This window comes from uncultured Phascolarctobacterium sp., assembly GCF_934190775.1.
Taxonomy (GTDB): domain Bacteria; phylum Bacillota; class Negativicutes; order Acidaminococcales; family Acidaminococcaceae; genus Phascolarctobacterium_A.
Genome location: NZ_CAKPTG010000005.1, coordinates 15909 through 38635 on the forward strand (window position 1 = coordinate 15909; position 22727 = coordinate 38635).

Sequence of the window (22727 nt, forward strand, 5' to 3'; positions counted from 1 at the left end):
TATAGGATTTAAACAGCTCTATATACTATTTTTTCTAGAATGATATTCTACTACTCTTTTTTGAATATAAATGGTTTCCGGAGGTATTACACCTTTAACTACACTTCCTGCTCCAATGACACAATTATCACCAATTGTTACTCCTCGAAGAATAATGCAGTTAGCACCAATCCAAACATTTTCACCAATATTTATAGGAGATGTTCTAAATTCTTTTTCTTTAATCGATTTACCATGAAAATCATGATCGTGATCATAGAACAAAACACCAGGCCCTATTTCGCATCCATTTCCTATATTAATCTCATCATGTGCGACAACTAAACAATTATAATTAAAAGAAACATCATCACCAATTTTAATCTTAGCTCCCTTTCTTGCTTTGATTCGTGTACCAGTATGGGCACGAACCTTACTTCCTAATGATATAATTGCCTCAGAAGATATACTTACATCAGTTGCAGGAGAGAAACGTTGAATCCCGCTAAAACTAAAGCGCTTACCATATCTAAGTTTCATAAATATAAATCTAATCTCTGTTGTTGCTACTGAAATTAAATTTTTCATAAAATCATTCACTGCAAAATCCTGCCTATCTCTTCCACGTAAATATTGCTAACTATTTCTCTATCAAACTCCCTTTCCATCTTTTCTCTAGCAGCTTTGCCCATTTTAACCTTATCTTCATAAGGAAGTTCAATAAATTTCTTAATTGCTGCCACCATTGAGTTAACATTTTTGACTTCAAATAAAAAACCTGTCTTCCCATCATCGATACCATCCCTTACACCTGGAATATCAGAACCGATGCATGGTCTACCCATAGCACTATGTTCTAAAACAACATTCGTCATACCTTCATAATAACTGGGGTGAATTACTGCATGAGCAGTCTCAATATATGGCTTCATATCCAATTTTATACCACCATATTCAACAATTCCCTTCTGCTCTAAAGCTTTAACTTTAGCCCTGTATGAATCATCATCATAATCACCATAAAGAATAAAACGCGTATCTGGATATTGCTTTTTTATAATTTCTGCGCAAGCTAAAAATTCATTAATACCCTTAATATCAACTATTCTTGCAACATAGTTAAAAACCAAAGGTTTACGTTTTTCTGGATATGGTTTAAACTCGAACTGCTTTAAATTAACACCAGAACCAGGAATATCACGATAATGCACTTTTCCTGCAAGCAAGTTATTTATAATCTCTTTTTCATAAGTGTTCTGATACATCATGCAGCTTGCTTTACGCCACCCCATCCAATATAAAAACTTCATAAATTTATCAAACAAACCGCTTGTTTCCATAAGTCCAGCATTATTTACAATGTAGGGGATGTTCATAATACCACAAACAAAACCTCCATAAACCGAAGGTTTTGTAGTATATGTCAACACTATATCTGGTGTTTCTGACGCAAAGATTTTTCTATAAGAAAGCATTAAATTAAAATCATTTATGATACTTTTTCCTCTACGATCAATTTCTAAATCAATAAATCTACAACCCTTAGCCGTAAAATAATCTATCTTCTTTCCATAGGGACACACAAGGATAATCTCATTACCCATTTCTTTTAATTTTAAAATAAGCTCACTTCGAAAATTGTAAAAGTTATTATCCTTAGGTGATATCAACATAACCTTTTTTTTGGAAAACATAATTTATCCCTTTCTAAATCACCAATTTATAAGCTCTCCACTTGCATCTGTAAAAGTCTCTAAATATCTTCTTTTTAACCTTGTGCCATACTTAATATCTACACTCGGTAACTCTTCACCCATTAAACGCTTAACCTGTAGATATGGCAAATTTAAGCCACCTGCAGCAAAAATTGAAACGGTAGCATCTATTCTTGGATTAATCTCTAAAAGTCTGCAACTGCCATCTTCTGCAAATTTAAAATCAATACCAATATTTCCATCTAAGCCAAGCTTTTCAACTACAGCCTCAGCAATGCTGTATGCTTCGTCGTTTTTCTCAAGTATAGATTCTTGAGTTATGCTCATCACCATAACAGGATTTCTTCTTCCTGCCATATACAATACTTTGCCATTTTCTGCAACTAAATCAACATCGTACTCATCACCAGATAAATACTCCATTACCATGAGCTCCGGAAAAATTTCTGCTTCTTCTAGTGTTTTCTTCATATCATCATAAGAAATATAAAAAGAATCCGGTTTTTCGTGCGCAAATATTTCATACTTTGATTTGCTATCATCAATAATACGAACCCCTCGCGCACCACTGCTTTCAGTTAGTTTCACACAAACTGGCTGGTCTGGATAACCTATTTTTCTAATCGAAGAATCAAAATCATCTATTGAATTTATTATTGAATATCTTGATACCGGTATCCCATGCGCACTCATAAATTCAAAAAGTCTCAATTTATTATTAGCAATATATAAGCTATCATTACGCGTCATAGAAACCTTAACGCCAGCTTCATCAAAACGCTTAATGTTTTCCAACAGCACTGGCAATTCAGCAGACATTTGCGGCACAAAAATATCAACATGATCCTTCTTACATATATCAAGCAATACATCTACATACTTAGAATCTTTAGCTGCAGGTACAGTGTAAAATTTGTCTACTAAAAATTTATTAGTAGGATCATTGCTCATATCTCCACCGATGACAGTGATTTCACGCTCTCCATTATCCTTAAAGCACTTTATAATCCCGGGTGCAAACTGCGAACCACTTGCACTCATCATCACAGTAATAGGTTTCAACATTATTGCGCCTCCACAGCTACAAATTCATACGGAGCAAAAATATCCTCTAAAGTTTGCTCTCTTTTAATACAGCTAACATTATCTTTCAACAACATATAAATAGGAATATCCGGATGAATAAAAGGAGGTTTATCAACAATGGAGTAACCACCAACATTATAAATTTCAACAATATCGCCTATTCCTAAGTTGCCATTATATCCAGAATAAATCACATCTTGTTCCAAGCATGTATAACCCACAAAGTCTACATCTTGATAGTTTTTGTCATTATTTACGTTTATGACCTTCATAGGTACCTTTTTCAAGCCACAAATTTCGCCTACATTATGAAAACTGCCATCTAGTAAAGCAAAATTCTTCCCTCGAATCTCCTTAATATCCAATACTTTCATAAATACATGAAAATATTTTGATACAATTGTTGTTCCAGGTTCCGTTATAAGCATAGGCTTTATCAGCTTATCGGAATAAAATTTCTGCATTTCCCAAGCAACAACATTAGCGTAATCGTCAAAACTAGGTGTATCACCAAACTGCTCCTGTAATTCAGGATCGAGCTTTCCATACATTCCACTACCTAAATCAATATATTGCAGATTGTACAAGTTATGCTTCTCAACCAACTTCAACATACCAATGATTCTATTCTTCCAAGAGTCAAGACCTCTTGCGCGGCTAATATGGAAATGAAGTCCTCTCACTTGCAGATTAGGTGTTTTATCCACTATCGATAGTGCATTTTGAAAATCACCATTTTCACTATCCAAGCCAAACCTTGAATGAAGGCCATTACCTATATCAAAGTTAACCCTTATGCCAATCTCTAATTTTTTATCAGGATTATTCTCAGCAATAAAGTAAACCTGTTCCAACTCCCTAAAATTATCAATATTAAGAAGTCCACCATTTAAAAGGCAATGCTCTAACAGACTTCCTTTTCCCGGTCCATTGTAAACAATTTTTTGTGGAGCATATCCTATTTTCAGAGCTAACGAATACTCCATATCTGATACAACTTCCGCATATCCTCCAAGGCTTTTTACCAAACTACAAACAGCAGGTGTGTAATTAGTTTTAAAGGAATAAGCTATTTGGTAATTCTCATATACTGCTTTCATCGAGTTTTCTAAGTCCTTATAGTTCTTAATAAACTCATCTGCATAAAACATATAATATGGTGTTTTTAATTCTTTGCTACTCATCTTTATGCTCCACTAGTAATCAATTAATTTCAATCCCCATTGCAGCCCATTTAGCTTTTTCCTCAGGGGTAAAATTTTTTCCAGCACGGTATTTATTTAACATAGGTCTATCATCAGCGCCATAATTATGCTGCATTCTTTTATATAAAATAATAAAAGTATAAAACAAAACTTTTACATCCAGTGCCAAGGAAACGTTTTCAGCATAATATACTTCATATTTGAGCTGAGTTTCCCAATCGCATTGGCACTCACCACATAAACTATCTGGTGGCAATAAGCCGCCTCTCACTTTGTGTGCTTTTCTTTCTTCCTCGTTATAATACGGAAGATAAAATTTTGGTTGAGGACGAGGTCCTATAATAGACATATCGCCTTTCAATATAGAGAACAATTCAGGCAGTTCATCTAACGACGTAGAGCGCAATGCAATGCCAAACTTTGTTAAACGCTTCTCTTCACTTAAAAGCTCTCCATTTTTGTCTCTCTCATTTGTCATAGACCTAAATTTGTAAAGTCTAAATATTTTTTCATCCTTACCAATACGCTCCTGAGAAAACAACACTGGTCTGCCCATGCCACGCCATACCATCAAAGATAAAACTATATATAGAGGTGACAATAAAATAATGCCTGCCAATGACAAAACAATGTCGAGAAATCTTTTAAAAAAACATCTATACAAACAAATCACTCCACTATTCTTCTCAACACGCTCTCAAACGCTTCTGCATACTTGCAACCAGACTGCGCACCTCTATAAGCCGCAAGGCCTTCCAATGCTTCATTAGAACGCGGATGCGGATATGCACGCATAACTCCCTTGTATGCAGCCAAAGCCTTAAGCTTGACATCTAAACCATCTCTACCAACTTCGAAATAGGTATTAGCTCTGAAATCATTTGCGGACGAATCAATGGACCATTCTGTAGAAGAAGGAACTTCCATATATAAGAGTTCCTTCAATCCCGGCACATCATCCCTCCTTTGGAACAGTCTGCATGCAGCCTGAGCAGCATAAGACGTCATAACATGATCATTATTAGTATCGGCAGGATGATGCGTAATAATAGCGTCCGCCTTAAAATCCATAATGCATTTCTCGATAAACTGCACCAGCTCAAGATGCGGTACTGTGTTCATCTTGATATTCGGGAAGTCTGCATGATAGGTCTTCGTTACGCCTAAAATGTCCAGCGCTTCCTTTTCATCTTCAGCCAAGCTGGAAGATAAATCCTTACGCGCTGCAGCCTGACTTACCATAATAGCAACAGCAACCTTGTTCCCCTGTTTAATCAGCTTATGAATCGTTGCACCAGCTCCTAAAACTTCATCGTCAGGATGCGCAACTACTACCAAATAATTCATGTTACAACCTTCTTTGCTTAATAATTAACTTAATATCCTTTCACAACCTGCCCAGCCTCAAGCTTCGTTTCCTTTGCTACAAAGCTACCAGCCTTGCAAATTGCTCCTGCATTAACATGCACACAATCTTCCAAAACTACATCATGGTCAACAATAGCACCTACAGAAATAATGCAACCAACGCCAACTCTGCTGTTCGCATTGACAATTGCCTTTGGCTCTACCACTGCTCCCTTGCCTATAACCGCTGTTTTGCTAATATAGGCTGTTGGATGAAGCAACACAGGTATTTCATAGCCCTCTTGCTCTAACCTTTGCAGTAATTCATTGCGGAACTTATTATTGCCAATACCTACAAAAGCAGCTTGATACTCTTGCACAAAGCTTTTTGAATTGGCAATCTTGCCAATCGCTTCAACACTGTTATCATCAAGAAAAGCTATCTTGTCATATCCAAGCGCTTCAGCGACCTCTTTAACAACTTGGCCATGACCGCCAGCTCCGATAATTAGTAAGCTTTTAGACATGTCTCTTACCTCTATTCTACAACCTTCGCATTCTGCATCTCCGCCGCCTGCGCAGCCTTGCAGTTAACCTCTTCCGGCGTTTTGTACGTCGGCACAACCCTGCGCATCGCAGCACGCACTGTTTCATCATCGTTGGAGCGGATAGCCTCACGCAGAATTTCTAAGCGCTCCCGCAAGTCCTCCATGCTGATCGGCTCGTCCTTCTCAATAAAGATCAGGTCATTATCTGTCTTGCGCAGCGTTTCACTCTTCACCAGCAGCTCCTCATAAAGCTTTTCACCGGGGCGCAGGCCTGTCTCGATAATATCAATATCGCGGAAAGGCTCCAGCCCGCTAAGCTTAATCATATTCACCGCCAGGTCATAAATCTTAATCGGTTGGCCCATATCCAGCACAAACAGCTCGCCGTTCTTGGCAATTGCACCACTGTGCAGCACCAGCTGGCTGGCCTCCGGAATCGTCATAAAATAGCGGATAATGCGCTTATCCGTCAGCGTAATCGGTCCGCCATTGGCTATCTGGCGTTTGAACAGCGGAATAACACTGCCTGCGCTGCCCAGCACATTGCCAAAGCGCGTATCGCTGAAGACAACGCTGCTGCCGCTGGCACTGTGCGCCCTGGCGATAATCTCGCACATACGCTTGGTCGCACCCATGATATTCGTGGGGTTGACCGCCTTATCTGTGGAAACCATCATAAAGCGCTGCGCACCATATTCCTCGCACAGCTTAATCACATTCAGCGTACCAAAAACATTGTTTTCCACCGCCTCAATGCAGTTCTTTTCCATCAAAGGAACATGCTTATGCGCAGCAGCATGCACCACAATCTGGGGGTGGTATTTCTCCATAATCCTGCGCATGGAACCCTCGTTACAGATATTGGCAATCTCCGCCTTAAAATCCAGCTCCTTGCCATAAAGCAAACGCAACTCCTGTTGCAGGTCATAAACGCCGTTCTCATAAATATCCAGCGCTACAATCTGCTTCGGTGCCATCTTCGCCAGCTGGCGGCACAGCTCGCTGCCGATACTGCCACCACCACCGGTTACCAAAATCACCTTATCCTTATAGTAGCTTTCCACCAGCTCGTTATTTACCACAATAGGCTGGCGGAACAGCAATTCGTCAATATCAAACTCACGCAGCATACGCTTGCCGCTCTTGGCAATATCTGCCACGGAAAAATCATAAACCTTAACCTTGTAGCCTGCCTTACGATAGAAGTTAAACAAAAGCTCCTTCTGCGTATTCACAATATTGGTGATGGCAAAAACAATCTCCTGCACGCCCATTTCCTTAATATCGTCCAGGGTGTCCTCGCCTTCAGCGTAAATTGGCAGGCCCATAATCTCGCGTCCCACCTTGTGCATATCCTGGTCGATAAAGCAAACCGGCACATATGGAGCACTGTCATTGCTCAGCAGCTCGTCCGCCAGGGCTGCGCCCAGGCGGCCTGCGCCAAGCACCGCTACGCGGATACGCTTGTTTTCATTGCGGCGCTCCTTGATAACCGTCTCACCGGCACACAGCACCAAAAGCCAGCGCAGGAACTCACCCTTCTTGTCCTTGCGCACGCCATAACGGTAACAATAGCGGTACATCAGGCGGATGCCCACAGCACCCAGCAAATTCAGCAGGATGATAATCAGCCAGCTTTTGCTTTCCATATGTTCCAGGCCACAAATATGCTTCAGTGGGAAGTAAAACAGCAGCGCAACCAAATCCGTAGCAAACAGGCGCATATACACGCCCACGCCGCCATAGCGGATTACCATATGGTAAACATTGCCCACGATACGGCAAAACAGCAGGCAGATAAGCGATGCTACAATCGTCGCCACAAACTGTGTCACCGTCTTGGCGTTAGTGCCATAAGAGCTCACCATAAAGGCAACCACCAGCAGGAAAATTACGCTGTCATAAGCCATCAGCAGCCATCTTATTCTAATTCTCTTGCCAACTTCATTAATACTCATCATAAAAACATATCACAAACACTTTCTTTAAAACACATCAATTAACAAAACAACGCAAATCAAAAAGTCCGCCCCTTAGCTTACTTTCCTTTTACTTCCCAGCGTCCCCCCCCAGATGAACTTTTGCTTCCATAATAATAGTAATAGCCATAACCATAGCCATGGTGCTCACTGCGCACCTTGTTCAGCACAACGCCCAAAATATTGGCACCGGCATGTAGCAGCTGGTTCTTCACATCGCGCGCCAGGTCAACCTTCACCTCGCCGCTGTCAATAACCAGCACCACGCCGTCCACCATAGCGCCCAAAATCAGTGCATCCGCAACCGGCAGCACCGGCGGCAGGTCAATCAGCACATAATCATAAACCTCTCTGGCCTCCTGCAGCAGCTCCCGCATACGCTCGCTGCCCAGCAGCTCGCTCGGGTTCGGCGGAATCACGCCGCTTGTCAACGCATACAGGTTATCCACCTTCGTAGCCTGCACTGCAGCGCTCAGCGGAGTGCCCATGCTGATGCAGCTGGAAAGCCCCAGCTTATTGGAAAGGCCAAAATTCTTGTGCACAGTCGGGTTACGCATATCGCAATCCAAAAGCAGCACGCTCTTGCCTGCCTGCGTCAGCACCACCGCCAGGTTAGCAACAGTCATGCTCTTGCCCTCGTTCGGTGTGCAGCTGGTAACAGCCAGCGTCTTCAGCTCCTTACCGGCCTGCGCAAACTGGATACTGGTGCGGATAACACGGTATGCCTCCGTCGCCGGGTTCTTCAAATCATTATGAGCAATCAGGTTTAAGCCTTCCATATTTTCCTCCACATTCTCACTGCCAGGCCAGGTTTTTTATCCTTCTCCTGCATATTCTTCTGCAAGTCCTCCAAATCAGGTACATTGCCCAAAACCGGCAAATCCAGATATTGTGCCACATCATCGGCAGTCTTGATCGTTCTGTTGAGCAGCTCGCGCACCACTACAAAGCCACTGCTTGCCAAAATGCCCAGCAGTGCTGCCAAAAGCAATGTCATCGCCTTACGCGGCTTCACAGGGGCTTCCGGCAGCGTGCCGCTGTCCACCACCTGCACCTCGGTAGCAACGCTTGCTTCCGCAACCTTGGCCTCCTCCAGGCGTTTGGCCAGCATAACGTAAATCTCGTTAGCCACCGTCACATCACGCAGCAGACCAACAAACTGCTGCTCCTTATCGGAAAGCTCCTTTAAGCCGTTCTTGTTTTCGCCGTCAATCTGCGCCAGCTTGGCCAGGTTGCTTTGTGCCACGCTCGCCTCCGCCTCGCTGCTGAACTTGCTGGCCAGCAGCTGCTGGTGTACCGGGTTATCACTGGGAGCCTGCAAAGCGGCAACCTTGTTAATCTCGTTCTGGATTTTAGCCTTCAGGCCGGCAATCTCCTGGTTCACCTGCTGCACCTTCGGGTGGTTGGCAGTATATTTATCCATATAGCTGATACGCTCGCCCTCCAGCTCTGCCAGCTTCGCATTATAGCTCTGAATCGTCTTGTTATCCGCAATGGAAACAGCCTCGCCCTGCAGCTGGCCGTTCGCCGCTGCCAGGCGCGCATTGGCAGTTGCCAGCGCCACCTTGTTTTCCGCGCTCAGCTTATCCACCATGCTCATCTTCTCGCTCGCCAGCTTCACAGCATCATCAGGAGCAATAATATCATTTTTCTTCTTATAATCCGTCAGCTTATCTTCCGCAGTCTGCAGCTCATTTTTGGCAGCCACAGCACGCTCCTCCAAAAAGCCACGGGTAGCCTTCTGCTGGTCACGTGAAAGGTCCGTCAAACGCTTCAAAAAGCCGTCCACAATCAGCTTATTAGCCTCTTGTGCCTTTTCCGGCGTATTTGCACGCACCGTCAGCTGCATAATTTCGGTATCCTTAAAAGGCGCGGTAGTAATGCGTCCCTTCACATAAGCATCATAAGCAGGATACTTGCCTTCTTTATTAGGCTGCTCCGTCTTTTGGATTACGGGTTCTACAACACTGCGGCTCTTCAAAATCTCCGCATAGGTATTCATCAGCTGGGTGTTGGCCATCGCATTACCCATCGGCATGGATTCCAAAAGGCTGGTACCAATGCCCTTAGGCTGCTTAACGCGCAGCAAAGCCTGCGATTCATAAACCGGAGTTGCTGTAGCCAGGTACACGCCTGCTGCCACCACAAAAACACCGGTAACGCGGGCGATATTGCCTGCATTGCGCTTCAAAATATTGGCTATCTCCAGCAGGTCTATAGTAATCTCTTCGTCATTATGTAAATCCTTACTCACATCTATTCTCCTCAATCATCGTTTTTAATTTCGTTGATATAATATGCACCGGTCAGGAAAGGCATAATATCCTTGCTGAAGATAACCTTATGGTTGCTGGTCAGATACAGGCAGTCGCCCTCATGCAGCTCCAGGTTTGCGCTCTGGTCAGCCTTTCTCAAATAATTGTTGATGTTCAGCTGCTGCACCTCGGTAGAACCGGCACGCACCAAAAAGACATTCCTCTTGGCAGATTTTTCAGTAAAGCCTTCCGCCTTAGCCAGTGCATCCAGCACGCGGTGGCTCTTTTCCAGCTCAAACAGGCCCGGGCGCTTAACCTCGCCCAGCACATACACACGCGTAGTACCCAGCTTCACCACATTCACACTGATCTGCGGCTTCACCAGGTAATAACCAAAGCGGCTCACCAGCTCCTCACGGAACTGCGTCACAGTCTTGCCCGTAACATCCACATCGCCAATCAGCGGGAACGACACCTTGCCGTCGGGGCGCACCACATACGGCGAATTCTGTGTATTACCCGCCAGCGTACTCAAATCCTCGTGACCATATACCACAACCTGCAGCACATCGCCAGGGCACATCACATAATCCTGCGCCTGTGCAGCGCTGCCTGTCCCTAAAGCCAGCGCCAATGCCAATACTACTAATGACTTTTTCATTTTATACTCCTTAATAAAAATTTTTAAACAAAAAAAAAAAAAAACGGTATATTTATTATTTAAATAACCTGTTCCACCATCTAGATTTCTTTTCCTTTGCAATTAACTGCTGCGGTGCCTTAACTTCCAAAGGAGTGCCAGCAATAATCCTCTGCGGATTAATCTGCGTCAGCTGCTGCAGTGTGGCCTCTCCGGCCAGCTCCCTTATTACAGCAGCACCGGCGCGCATATCCGTATCGCGCCCGCTGTCCCTGTGCGCATCACTGCCCACAAAATCCACCAGATTGTTAGCCAAAAGCAGCTTCGCCGCCTGCTCGGCCTGCACGCCAAAATGCCCTGCAAAGCTGCCAATATTGCATTGCAGCAGCAAGCCCTCACGTCGCCAACGAAGTAGCAGGTCCGGCTTCGCCATTAACTCAGTATAACGCTCCGGATGTGCTAAAATCGGCACAACCCCCTTCAACCGCAGCTCATACCAAAAATCATCAGCATAATTCGGTATGAAATACATAGGTAACTCCACAAGGATATAACTGGTCTGCGCTGTAGCAAAATTTTCACCATTCAGGCAAAAACTGCCATTCTCAGCAATAATATCCAGCAAATCCCAATCCATAAACACCTCACAGCCGGAATAAATTGCCAACGGCAAATTGTGCTCACTCGCCAAAGCGCGCAGTTTTTCTGCCCCAACTAAAAAATCTTGCCAAGCAGGATGGTTGGCAGCCTGCAGCAAATGCGACGTTGCAAAAATAGAAGTCGTACCGGAAGCCACAGCCTTCTGCAGCATTCTAAGGCTCATCGCCTCGTCCTTGCTGCCGTCATCTATTCCAAAAATAATGTGGGAATGAATATCGATCAAGAGAAATCTTACCTTTGTTTATACTAGAGCCTGATTTTATTTTACGTAATACTAATGTACAAAAATAAGAAGAATCAAACTCAGTTACATTTAAGAATATTGTACTACTTTGAAGTTTTGGAGTCAATCAGTTCAAATAAGATTTTTTACTGTATACATTAGACAACGCACCGTTTTATCCGCTGTTTTTTCAAGTATGCTTTATATGATATTATTTTATTTCATGCATTCAGTACTAGCAGTCTACATTATTAATATAACAGATAAAGTCAAAAATATTCTAAAATGCTGGTTAGGTTTTTGTAAAATATCGGAGAAATTCTTCGCGGTTCGCAGCCCCCTTCCGTCGAGATGCGCTCGGCAGTATCGCGAGGTGGCACAACCCTCAGTCATCGCCTGCGGCGATGCCAGCTCCCTGACGCTAAGACCCAGTTTGTCGCAAGCTTGCGCTGCGAGAAACTGTTGGTCGTGCTAATGTCGCTTTGCGACGGCAGGGAGCATATAAAAGTTAATCAGATTTGTGAAGTTTAGCCTTCCGCAGGTCTGATATATCTTCCCTGAAAGGGAAGGTGGCTGCGAGCTTTGCGAGCAGACGGAAGGGTTGCAACGCGATATATCAATTGTGACACCTTCTCTCCGCCCCCTTCCGCCTCGCTTCGCTCGGCACCTTCCCCAAGGGGCAGGCAAGAAAGCTAGACGAGCAATTAACATATCGTGTAAGGAATAGCAATTTTAGCAAATGAGTGCTTGGAACCATAGAAGCAAGGGTACGTAACTTTCTCTTACCGTCTGACAAATTTTACCGAAGCTTCGTCCTGGTTCCGCACGAAATTTGCGTTGTGCCCCATGGCACGGGAAAATTGCTACTGACTGGAACGATATTTAATTGCGACACCACCCAGTCCCCTCTCCGCCCCCTTCCGCCTCGCTTCGCTCGGCACCTTCCCCAAGGGGCAGGCAAGACTACACACCAAAAGCCGCCTTCGCAGGCGGCTTTTTTGCTGTAAAAAACAATATCTAATTCGTCTTCAACTCAACTCTCTTATTGGCAAACGCAATACCGTATTTGTGTATAACACTTACACCCAGTGAACGCAACTCAGTATCATACTTCTTTTCTTCAATCTGGTCGAACGCAACCTGCGCCAGCTTGCTCAAAGCACCATCATCGTCCTTTGCTTCACCTGCTTTTATTTCAATAATAATCCCTGGCATACCTGCGTTTTTAGGAATAAGCTGAATATCATATCTGCCAGTTCCACTTTCTCTATTGGAGCGGATAAAGTGAGTATATTCAAAGATAGTTATAAGTCCCAGCATAAGGCCATGATAATAGCTTTCCCTAAGCCCGTCATAATAGCTGATTGTCTGCATCATAAATCTTCCCAGCGTCTCTTTGATGACAGCACTATCCTTATTTAATAAAGCGTCTCTTAAATCCGTTACCGTCATATCACCGACTTCCGCTATCAGCAGACTAATAATTTCCTTACGATAGATCGTGCGTATCTCCTTATTGGGAATATTGAGCCGACATAAATGCTCACCGTCTTCGTTAAGAGTCATTTCCGTTGCCTTCAAGTAACCTGTCATCAGAAGAAAACCAAGAATATCTGTCTGAGGCCCCTTAAGTTCAGGATAAATTATATTCGTTTTAATTACAGAGCTTACCTGCCCGTTTTCTTTAAGCAATTCATGAAGATTCCTGTAAGTTGCTTCATTGTACTTCTTCAGTATTTCATGAATAATAGTATTCTCCGAAGTCTGGCTCCAATACGGGATAGCCTTGCAGCTGCTTGTTATATAATTAATCACCGACCACGGATTATAGATTTCAGTGCTGCCGAACCTATAGCCATCATACCAGCTTTTGATTTCTGCCAGCTTTTCAGTTACATTATAATACTGCGTTATAGTCTTGACCTCACCCTCAGTGAATCCAAAATAACCACTAAAAGTATCATCAAGTACAGAATCAACGCGGATATTATTCAACCCGCTGAAGATGCTTTCTTTAGCGACACGCAGGATACCCGTCATAATGCTCATAGTTATATAAGGATTATCCTTCAAAGCAGCCGAAAAGAAATTTCTGATAAACTCAATAGCTTCATTATAGTAATTATTGACGAAGCCTTCCTGGATAGGAGTATCGTACTCGTCAATGATTATCACAGGAGCCTTTTTGTAATGCTGATAAAGCATTCTGCTGAGAATCTGCAGGCTGAGCATATAATCTGCTTTATTAGCATTTTTATTGACTATTTTTTCGTGAAAATCCTTGTCTTGTTGGGATATCTCATTACCAGCCTGCAATTCCGGGTGTCTTGCATACTCGGAGCTGATAATCATTTTCAACAGCTCATATGCTGTTTCCCAATCTTGCGCCTTTATATCCTTCAGCGACAAAAAGATAACAGGATATTGACCTTGCTGCTGCCTATAGCTTTCGCCCTGCTGCCAGATTGCTTTATCCTTGAAATAGCTGCTGGTATCTGCGTCTGTTTTCTCAAAGAAAGTACGGAGCATATCCATGTTCAAGGTCTTGCCAAAACGCCTCGGACGCGTAAAAAGAATGTTGCTCACCTTTTCATCAAGCAGGTCCTTTATAAGCAACGTCTTGTCGACATAATAATTTTCCCGGCAGATTCTTTTGAAGTCAGTAGTGCCGACAGGCAGCGGCAGTCTTGTCTGTTGCATGAGAATTCCCCTTTCTTTGCTTCTTCCTATATTATAACATCTTTTAGCGCCTGCGACCATTTCCCCTGTCGATATAATTCTACACGCCTTCTGTAATACTCCTGGCTGCATAACATAAAAATACCCCCAATACCATGCATCTGGTATCGGGGGCAAACATCAAGCCCATAACCTCACGACGTTCTTTATTAATTCACACTAAAAAGGCACGGGCATCCACCCCAAAGCCTTCAATAAGCATCCAGCCCATTGCGCGCACCACCAACAACACGCACATTGCTCACATTAAACGCCGCCTTCAGCACCGGCAAATACTTGCCAATCAGCTCCGTGCGCACACGCTCATCACCAGCGACAAGCAAAAGTGCATCCTCGCCCAGGTTAATATTCAGCAGCGGGCTGATCAGGCGCGCAAACGCAGGCGCAGACATTGCCTTCTTCAAAGCAGTCAGCCCTGGCATAACCTGCGGCTTTTCCTTAGCCATGCGCACCTCCAGCGCCTCAAACGGCACCTCAAACAGCTTATCATTGCTTGCGCCCACAAAGCTTTCATTCAAAGAACCGCTAACGCCAACAAAATCTTCTGCCATGATAAAAACCTCCTTCATATATACACACGCGAGGCCAACGCCCCGTTCATAATAAAAACTTCTGCTAATATGAATTTAGCACAAAATGGATTGCTTGTCAAAAAATACATAGTAAAATTATTGCTCATCACCTTCGCTGTACCTGCCAGCCCCTTATGTACATGCTAAAAGCTTTACCTATTTACTATTAAATATGGCAAATACCGCAAAAGCATAGAGCGTTTATAGGCTTTAATTCATAGATATTTCACAAAAAGTTTACTTGTCATTAACAATATACCCTAGTATTCTATTAAGTAAGTGAATTAAGTAACTAAAGTAAGTAAGTTTATTAGGGAAAACTTATCATGACTTTATTAGGGTATTTATGAAAATAAGGGAGGAATACAAACATTATGGGAAATTATTTACACCAACGGAGCAAAAGCCTGCTGGCTTTTGCTGTCGGGCTGACCATTTTATCTTCATCCTTCGCAGGAGAAGTAAATGCAGCCGAATACTACTACAATGGTTGGGATATGGCCAATGATGACACCACTACATGGGATGAGGAAACCCAAACCGCAACATTAAATGCGGACAGAAGCATCTATCGCACCTTTGCCTACTCTAGTTCCTTTGGATTGCCTACTCAACCAGGAGCTCAATTTGCATCTTTAGGAACCACTTTATATACAAACTCAGGCTGGCAATGGAATTCGTATAATGTAGCCGGTGCAACAAAAAGCGAAAAACTTACGCTCTACGGCGATATCATCGCTACACAAACCAAAAAATTATCAGTCCATGACCTTGATACACTGAAAATCACAAACGGCACCTACGGTTTAGAAGCTAACGAAGGCAACAAAACTAATGGCGGCCTGTACCTCAATAACATCAAAAACGTTGATATCTCCGGCACCGTCAGCGCTATCTACAGTGATGTTAGAGGCAAAGTAGATCTCACTGACATCGGTACCCTGAATCTTACAAGCAACATCAATCGCGTTTCAGAATATGAAGGATACCTCACTGCAACCGAAGACAATACCATCACCTGCGACTATGGCAGCATCATTAACATCAACGCGACAAACACAACAATCACCTCAACTGGGCGCGCTATCCTTGCCACCGCACGCAGCGTAGACAATATAAATACACTAGAGGATGGTAGCTGGGAAACCAATACTCCTTGGCCTCAAGTCAACATCAACAGCAACACCCTCACCATTGCTGCTGCCACCAGCGGTCCAACTGCTGCTGCCGTTTACAGTGATACAAGTGCCATCGTCAACCTTGGCAGTGCTGATAATAAAATTAAAACTCTCAAATTCGATCAATACCAAGACGAACAAGGCAAAAAAAACTACGCTAACATGAACCTATACAGTAGCTCCTATATCTACGAGGAGAAAGAGACCAGCCGCTACAACAGATACAGCGCCACCATCGCTGACGGCAAAACAGCTGATAACTACATCCTGCATAAATCGCAAATCAATGTCTATGCTGAAAATGCCGAATTCAACGCCAACACGAACGCTATCAATGCCCACAACAAAGCATTGATCAACGTAAAGGCTGACACCGCCGTCATCAACAGCAATTACGGCAACGTTGCCACAGTAGCTGCCAGCGCCGGTGCTACCGTAAACATCGAAGGCAATGACCTGGCCATCACCAACAAAAATACCAACTACCTCAAAAATGCTCAGGTAGTAGAAAAAGAAGACGCAAAGATTGCTATTGGCAGCGGCGGCATTATCAATCCCTCTCGCCCGGACCTGGTAGAAGAGTATGATGGCACTGCCGTCAATGCCGGTAACATTGACATTAAGGCCAATAACCAGCTTGTCATCAACGGCAACATTGTTATCAAAGCCAATCCGGATGCTGCAACAGGCAATAGCATCAGCATCAACAAGGATAACACCACCGCGCTGGTCAACATTACTGGCGACATCTACACCGACAAAGGCAACGAGGTATATCTCACCCTGGGCGATGGCAGTGCTGCAAGCCAGGCAAGCAACGCTACCGGCAGACAGGCTGGCCGCTCCACGCTGACCGGTAAAATTTTAGACAAAGCCTCCACCGCTACTGACTTCAGCTTCAGTGATACCAGCTTTTCGGAAAAAGGCACCAACCTCAAGATGAAGGACGCTACCTGGAATGTCACTGCAGACAGTGAAGTGGCAAACGTAGAAATGGCTGGCAACAGCATCATTGACCTCACACAGCACAATGAAGCTGCAACTGTAGACATGGCTGGTAGCAGCACCATCGGCCGCACGCATGACCATGATTTCCAAAAGCTCAAAATCAACAAACTTAGCGGCAGCGGCACCATCAAACTGGATTACGACGACAGCCAAAGCAGCACCGACGGTTCTACCGCCGACAAGCTGTTCATCAATAACCACAACGGCACGCATTGCCTGTACCTCAACGAGGTGAACGGCGCAACTTCCCTGACTGGCAACGCTGAAGGTACCGTATTGGTGAGCGTAGTCAACGAAAGCGGCGACTTCAAGGCTGCCTCCGATGACAACCTCACCTGGAACATCTACGAGTTAAATAAGAAGGAAAGTACTACAACAGGCTACACCACCGACTGGTATCTGGCGAAGAATACCAACCCCACACCTCCTCCCAAAGGCCCCACCCGCGACGAGGCTGGCACCATCAAGGCCCACAATATGAACTACTACCTGTGGCGTGACCAAAGCGAGCGTCTCACCAAGCGCCTGGGCATCACCTGCTTTGACGAAGAACGCGCAGGCGTGTGGACCAGGATGAGCAATTCTGATATCAGCGGCAGCGGTATTTACGGCAGCGACGCCAAGGTCAAAACCTACACCATCGGCTACGACTTCAAGCATAATTCGGACGAACACCTGACTGCGGCAAACGCTAAAAAAACACGTGACTTCAGCGGCCTCGCCTTCACCTATATCAAAGGCAGCAGCAGCATGGATGGCTACAAGGTCAGCGACGCGCTGCAGGTTGCCGGTGGTCGCAGTGACATCCGCGGCGGCGCCCTCACTGCCTACCATACGCACACCTCACAATCCGGCTCCTACGCTGACTATGTTCTCCGCTACAGCTCTTACGACAACGACTTCAAGCTGGACGGCGTCAATGGCAGCGCCAAAAGTCACGGCCTGCAGGCAAGTGCGGAATATGGCCACCGCCTGGAAAACAACCATGGTCTTTTTGTAACACCCAACGCTCAGTTTACGCTGGGACGCTTGTACAACAAAGCCTTCACCACCTCCAATGGCGTACATGTAGCAAGTGACCATCTGAACAGCGCCATCCTCAGCATGGGCGTGGACGTTGGCCAAAATATCGGCGACCAAAGCCAGGTTTATGCCAAGGTGCGCTACAACACCGAGCTTGGCGACCGCGTCAGCGCTGCCTTCTACAAGGGTGTTAAGAGCGACTTCTGCAATGGCGACAGCAACGGCAGCTGGTGGGAATACGGCCTGGGCTTTGATATCAAGGCTGGCCACGCCAGCCATCTCTTCATGGACGCTGAACGCGCTAGCGGCAGCGGCTTCAGCAAGGACTGGTCCTGGCGTATCGGCGCACGCTTCGACTTCTAAGCGCCAACCTTTTTAAAACAGCCTATCCGCTACGCTAAGCATAGCTTCTGCTGACAGGTAAACTATTAGCGAACCACCTGAAAATATCATAACTGCATAAACACAAAAAAACTGACGAAGCAAAATTGCCTCGTCAGTTTATTTTTATACGTAATATTCAGCGCTAAGCTTATTTCACCATAGCAGCAACAATATCAAAGGCAGCAGCAAGTGCCTCATCAACCTTAGCTACGTCCTTAGCACCAGCCTGTGCCATATCCGGACGGCCACCGCCGCCGCCGCCGCACAGCTTAGCAACAGCCTTAACGATATTGCCCGCATGTACGCCTTTAGCAACTGCATCCTTAGTAGCCATGGTCAGAATGCTTACCTTCTCGCCCATAACAGCAGCCAGCACAACAACGCCGCCCACCTTATCGCGCATCTGGTCACCCAGATTACGCAGAGCGTCAACGCTGTCAGCATTAACCTTCTGCACCAGCACAGGAACGCCGTTAGCATCCTTAATTTGGTCAGCAACATTGCTTACCTGAGCCTTAGCAATTTCTGCAGCCAGCTCTTCAGCCTTCTTCTGAGCAGCCTTCAGCTCGCATTGCAGAGCCTCCAGACGAGTCGGAACGTCGCAGCAGCGGCATTTCAGCTCAGCAGCCAGACCGTTTACCATTGCCTCGGTAGCATTTACATGAGCCACAGCACCATGACCGGTAACAGCCTCAATACGGCGCACGCCTGCACCGCTGGAGCCTTCGCTCACGATTTTGAACATACCGATTTGTGCAGTATTGCTTACATGGCTGCCACCGCAGAACTCCATGGAGAAGTCCGGCACGGTAACAACGCGAACGATGTTGCCATACTTTTCGCCGAAGAGAGCGGTTGCCCCCTTCTTCTTAGCTTCCTCAATCGGCAGCTCTTCAATATTAACAGCCTTGCCAGCCAGTACCTGCTCGTTGACAATAGCCTCAACCTCCTTCAGCTCCTCAGCAGTAACCTGAGAGAAGTGGGAGAAGTCAAAGCGCAGACGATCCGGACCAACATAGCTGCCGGCCTGGTTAACATGAGCACCCAGCACCTGCTTAAGAGCAGCATGCAGCAGATGGGTTGCGGTATGGTTACGCGCGATATCCATCTTGCGAGCCTTGTCTACAGCAAAGGTAACAGCGTCGCCTACAGCAACAGTGCCTTCGGTTACGGAACCGATCATAATAACAGCGCCATCAGGCAGCTTCTTGGTAACATTTACAGCGATAACGCCGGTCGGAGCGGTAATAGTACCGATATCGCCCAGCTGGCCGCCGCCCTCAGCATGGAAAGCGGTAACGTCGCAGATAACAGCAACATCAGTGCCGTCAGCAGCGTTTTCAATCGGCTGTGCGTCATGCGCAGGATACATTTTTACAATCTTAGCTTCGGTTGCAGCTTCGTCAACCTTCAGCTCAGCAACATTGATGCCGCTGGTGTTATAAACAACCGGACGGCCTTCTTTATCGTTGCGTGCTTCACGCGCCATTTTACGCTGAACCTCCAGCGCAGCGTCGAAGCCTTCTTTATCCATAGTCATGCCTGCTTCTTCCAGGATTTCTTCAGTGAGTTCCCAAGGGAAGCCAAAGGTATCATTAAGCTTGAAAGCAGTTGCACCGTCGAGCACGGTTTTGTTTTCAGCCTTCAGCTTTTCAATCTCCTCGTTCAGCAGCTCGCAGCCCTGTTTCAGAGTGCGCAGGAAGCTGGTTTCTTCCATTTCCACAACCTTTTTGATGAAGTCAGCCTTCTCTACCAGGTTGGGGTAAGCGTGACCGAACATGCCGATAACAACATCAACAGCACCGGTCAGGAACATCTCGTTGATGCCCAGCAGGCGAGCGTGACGGATAGCACGACGCAGGATGCGGCGCAGTACATAGCCACGGCCTTCGTTGGACGGAAGAATGCCATCGCCGATCATAAAGGTCATGCTGCGTACATGGTCAGCGATAACCTTCAGGGATACGTCGTTAGCCTTGTCCTTGCCATATTCAACATTGGCAATCTTAGCTGCATATTCAATAATCGGGAAAATCAGGTCAGTTTCAAAGTTGGACGGCTTGCCTTGAACAACACTTGCCAGACGCTCTAAGCCGGCGCCGGTATCGATGTTCTTGTTTTTCAGCGGCGGGTAGGTGCCATCAGGCATCTGGTTGAACTGGGTGAATACCAGGTTCCAGATTTCCAGGAAGCGGTCGCAGTCACAGCCGGGGCCGCAGGTCGGTTTGCCGCAGCCGCGTTCAGGACCGAGGTCGATGTGGATTTCGGAGTCAGGGCCGCACGGACCGCTGCCAATCTCCCACCAGTTATCAGCCAGGCGTACAATACGGTCTTCAGGAACACCTACAACATTGTGCCAGATATCAAAAGCTTCATCATCCTCAGTGTGGATGGTGATGTACAGCTTGTCGGCAGGCAGGCCAAGCTCCTCGGTCAGGAACTCCCAGCTCCAGGGGATAACCTCTTTTTTGAAGTAATCGCCAAAGGAGAAGTTGCCCAGCATTTCAAAATAGGTATGGTGGCGCGCAGTGCGGCCAACGTTTTCAATATCACCGGTACGCACGCATTTTTGGCAGGTGGTGATACGAGTAGCAGGCGGTTTCATTTTGCCGGTGAAAAACGGCTTGAACGGTGCCATGCCAGCACCGATAATCAGCAGAGTCGGGTCATCCTGAGGAATCAGGGAAGCACTCGGAAGCATAAGGTGGCCTCTATCTTGGAAAAATTTCAAAAACTTTTCGCGGATTTCGTTACCAGTCATGTATTTCATAGTAGTTCATTCGCTCCTTCGAAAAATAATACTGCATTACTGCGGAAAATGCCGCAGCAAACAAAGATTGCATATAAAAAAATTATATAATTTTTACCTGTGAATGTCAATAAGCGCAAGCAATTGAGAGCGCCTGCTTGGCAGAAAAAACGGAGCAGCAAGTGCATTTTTTGTTTCAGAAAAGCTAATGCTGCAACCGCTATCTGCAGCTACAGCATTATACATAAGCTTATTTGGTTATATATAGGCAAATTCTTCTAAGCTATTTCTTCAATAGCACACAGGAAATCACTGCGAACCTCTTCGTTAGGTATATAAGCCTTTTGCTCCTGCTGCTCATATGCCAAATAGCCCAAATGAATCAGCGACGTCATAACATCATGCTTATTCTTAAAGGTCACCATATCATTTTGATATGAATTAGTGCGCACCAAAACAGCATCACCGGAAAGCATGGTAACAATATCCGTTTTAAGTCCATCAAAATTCATATTAATTAACGGAATGATGGATTCATACGTGCCAGTCTGTGACCAATAGCTCTGAAAGGTTCCCCGCAGCATTACGCCTACCACCGCTCTGGGGTTATACACATGATAGCCGCCAAGCTGATAACCATCATACCAACGCTTTACCTCCGCAAAATCCTTGTGATATTTCTCACACAAACCCCGCACCTCGCTCTCCGTAAAGCCAATATACGGAGCAAGAACGCCGGAATCAAGCATAGTATATTCATCAAAGTTGTTCAGCGCAGATTGCGTTTTGAATTTTTTTATCGGCAGAATGCCTGTCATAAAAGCTAAGGCTATATAGCGTGTCGGCTCAATGCCCTTAAAAAGGTTGCGTAAAAAATCAATATACTCTTCCTGCGCAATTTTATTCGTGCTCTCGTCACGAATCAGCACGTCCCATTCATCAACAATAATCACAAAACGATTACCAGTCGCATCGCTGATATAAGCCAAAGCACTGGAAACCTTGGTCACCTTTTCCGGTATATATGCGCCATAGGCCTCACGCAGCTCCTCCATAAGCACCTGCGAAATAAATCCTACAGTCTTTTCTGCACCGCCTGCCTCCTTGCAGCACCATTGCACATCAAAATGGATAACGTCATATTTATTGAGCTGCTTTTGATACGCAGGACTTTTTTCGATAGCCAGTCCGGCAAAAAGCTCCTGCGAATTGCAGCCCTTGCTATAATAGGCAGCCAGCATATTAGCTGTAATTGATTTACCAAAACGGCGTGGGCGACTGTTACAGATAAAGGCCTGCTGCGTCCCCAAAACCTTGTTGGTAAATTCTATGAGCCCGGTTTTATCAACGTAAATTTCCGAATCTATCGCCGTTTGAAAGGCTCTGTTATCAGGATTAAGAAATAAGCCCATTTCCATTACCTCCTCCGTTTTGACT

At 45.2% G+C, this 22727-nt stretch carries 17 protein-coding genes; 1 reads left to right on the plus strand and 16 read right to left on the minus strand.

The features are described 5' to 3' along the window. Positions 1–18: 18 nt before the first annotated feature. The 14 genes from Q0G26_RS03880 to Q0G26_RS03945 all read right to left on the minus strand — a co-directional run bounded on the left by Q0G26_RS03880 (position 19) and on the right by Q0G26_RS03945 (position 14927). Positions 19–579, minus strand: coding sequence for an acyltransferase (locus Q0G26_RS03880; RefSeq protein ID WP_293828766.1), 561 nt, complete (start codon positions 577–579; stop codon positions 19–21). Further along, a complete protein-coding gene (locus Q0G26_RS03885) occupies positions 576–1673 on the minus strand; it encodes a glycosyltransferase family 4 protein (RefSeq protein WP_293828768.1) in 1098 nt (365 codons plus the stop codon). Before Q0G26_RS03885 ends, Q0G26_RS03880 begins: the two co-directional genes overlap by 4 nt. Positions 1674–1691: 18 nt before the next feature. After that, positions 1692–2759 carry an ATP-grasp domain-containing protein gene (locus Q0G26_RS03890; protein ID WP_293828770.1) on the minus strand — a complete coding sequence of 356 codons (1068 nt, stop codon included), beginning with the start codon at positions 2757–2759 and terminating at the stop codon, positions 1692–1694. Beyond that, positions 2759–3964, minus strand: coding sequence for a hypothetical protein (locus Q0G26_RS03895; protein ID WP_293828772.1), 1206 nt, complete (start codon positions 3962–3964; stop codon positions 2759–2761). The genes Q0G26_RS03890 and Q0G26_RS03895 overlap by 1 nt, the downstream gene beginning before the upstream one ends. Before the next feature lie 19 nt (positions 3965–3983). After that, a complete protein-coding gene (locus Q0G26_RS03900) occupies positions 3984–4658 on the minus strand; it encodes a sugar transferase (RefSeq protein ID WP_293828774.1) in 675 nt (224 codons plus the stop codon). Further along, complete coding sequence (locus Q0G26_RS03905) at positions 4655–5332, minus strand: PIG-L deacetylase family protein (RefSeq protein WP_293828776.1); 678 nt, start codon at positions 5330–5332, stop codon at positions 4655–4657. Before Q0G26_RS03905 ends, Q0G26_RS03900 begins: the two co-directional genes overlap by 4 nt. 29 nt (positions 5333–5361) lie before the next feature. Continuing rightward, complete coding sequence (locus tag Q0G26_RS03910) at positions 5362–5859, minus strand: hypothetical protein (protein ID WP_293828778.1); 498 nt, start codon at positions 5857–5859, stop codon at positions 5362–5364. 11 nt (positions 5860–5870) lie between these two features. Further along, positions 5871–7841, minus strand: coding sequence for a nucleoside-diphosphate sugar epimerase/dehydratase (locus Q0G26_RS03915; protein ID WP_293828780.1), 1971 nt, complete (start codon positions 7839–7841; stop codon positions 5871–5873). Between the two features lie 77 nt (positions 7842–7918). Further along, positions 7919–8638 carry a CpsD/CapB family tyrosine-protein kinase gene (locus Q0G26_RS03920; RefSeq protein ID WP_293828783.1) on the minus strand — a complete coding sequence of 240 codons (720 nt, stop codon included), beginning with the start codon at positions 8636–8638 and terminating at the stop codon, positions 7919–7921. Then, complete coding sequence (locus tag Q0G26_RS03925) at positions 8626–10113, minus strand: GumC family protein (protein ID WP_293828785.1); 1488 nt, start codon at positions 10111–10113, stop codon at positions 8626–8628. The genes Q0G26_RS03920 and Q0G26_RS03925 overlap by 13 nt, the downstream gene beginning before the upstream one ends. Positions 10114–10124: 11 nt before the next feature. After that, a complete protein-coding gene (locus Q0G26_RS03930; RefSeq protein ID WP_293828787.1) occupies positions 10125–10775 on the minus strand; it encodes a polysaccharide biosynthesis/export family protein in 651 nt (216 codons plus the stop codon). Positions 10776–10830: 55 nt separating this feature from the next. After that, positions 10831–11637 (minus strand): CpsB/CapC family capsule biosynthesis tyrosine phosphatase, encoded by an 807-nt coding sequence (locus Q0G26_RS03935; protein ID WP_293828789.1) that lies wholly within the window; start codon positions 11635–11637, stop codon positions 10831–10833. A gap of 1017 nt (positions 11638–12654) precedes the next feature. Then, positions 12655–14337, minus strand: a complete 1683-nt coding sequence (locus tag Q0G26_RS03940) for an AAA family ATPase (protein WP_293828790.1) — start codon at positions 14335–14337, stop codon at positions 12655–12657. Between the two features lie 230 nt (positions 14338–14567). Further along, positions 14568–14927 carry a hypothetical protein gene (locus tag Q0G26_RS03945; RefSeq protein WP_293828792.1) on the minus strand — a complete coding sequence of 120 codons (360 nt, stop codon included), beginning with the start codon at positions 14925–14927 and terminating at the stop codon, positions 14568–14570. A gap of 395 nt (positions 14928–15322) precedes the next feature. On the opposite strand from Q0G26_RS03945, the gene Q0G26_RS03950 reads away from it, so the two are divergent. Then, positions 15323–18520, plus strand: a complete 3198-nt coding sequence (locus tag Q0G26_RS03950) for an autotransporter outer membrane beta-barrel domain-containing protein (RefSeq protein ID WP_293828795.1) — start codon at positions 15323–15325, stop codon at positions 18518–18520. Between the two features lie 169 nt (positions 18521–18689). On the opposite strand, the gene alaS is transcribed toward Q0G26_RS03950, so the two are convergent. Both alaS and Q0G26_RS03960 read right to left on the minus strand, forming a co-directional pair. Further along, positions 18690–21311: an alanine--tRNA ligase gene (gene alaS, locus Q0G26_RS03955; protein ID WP_293828797.1), complete on the minus strand. Its 2622-nt coding sequence runs from the start codon at positions 21309–21311 to the stop codon at positions 18690–18692. A gap of 257 nt (positions 21312–21568) precedes the next feature. After that, positions 21569–22702: an AAA family ATPase gene (locus Q0G26_RS03960; protein WP_293828799.1), complete on the minus strand. Its 1134-nt coding sequence runs from the start codon at positions 22700–22702 to the stop codon at positions 21569–21571. Positions 22703–22727: the final 25 nt, after the last annotated feature.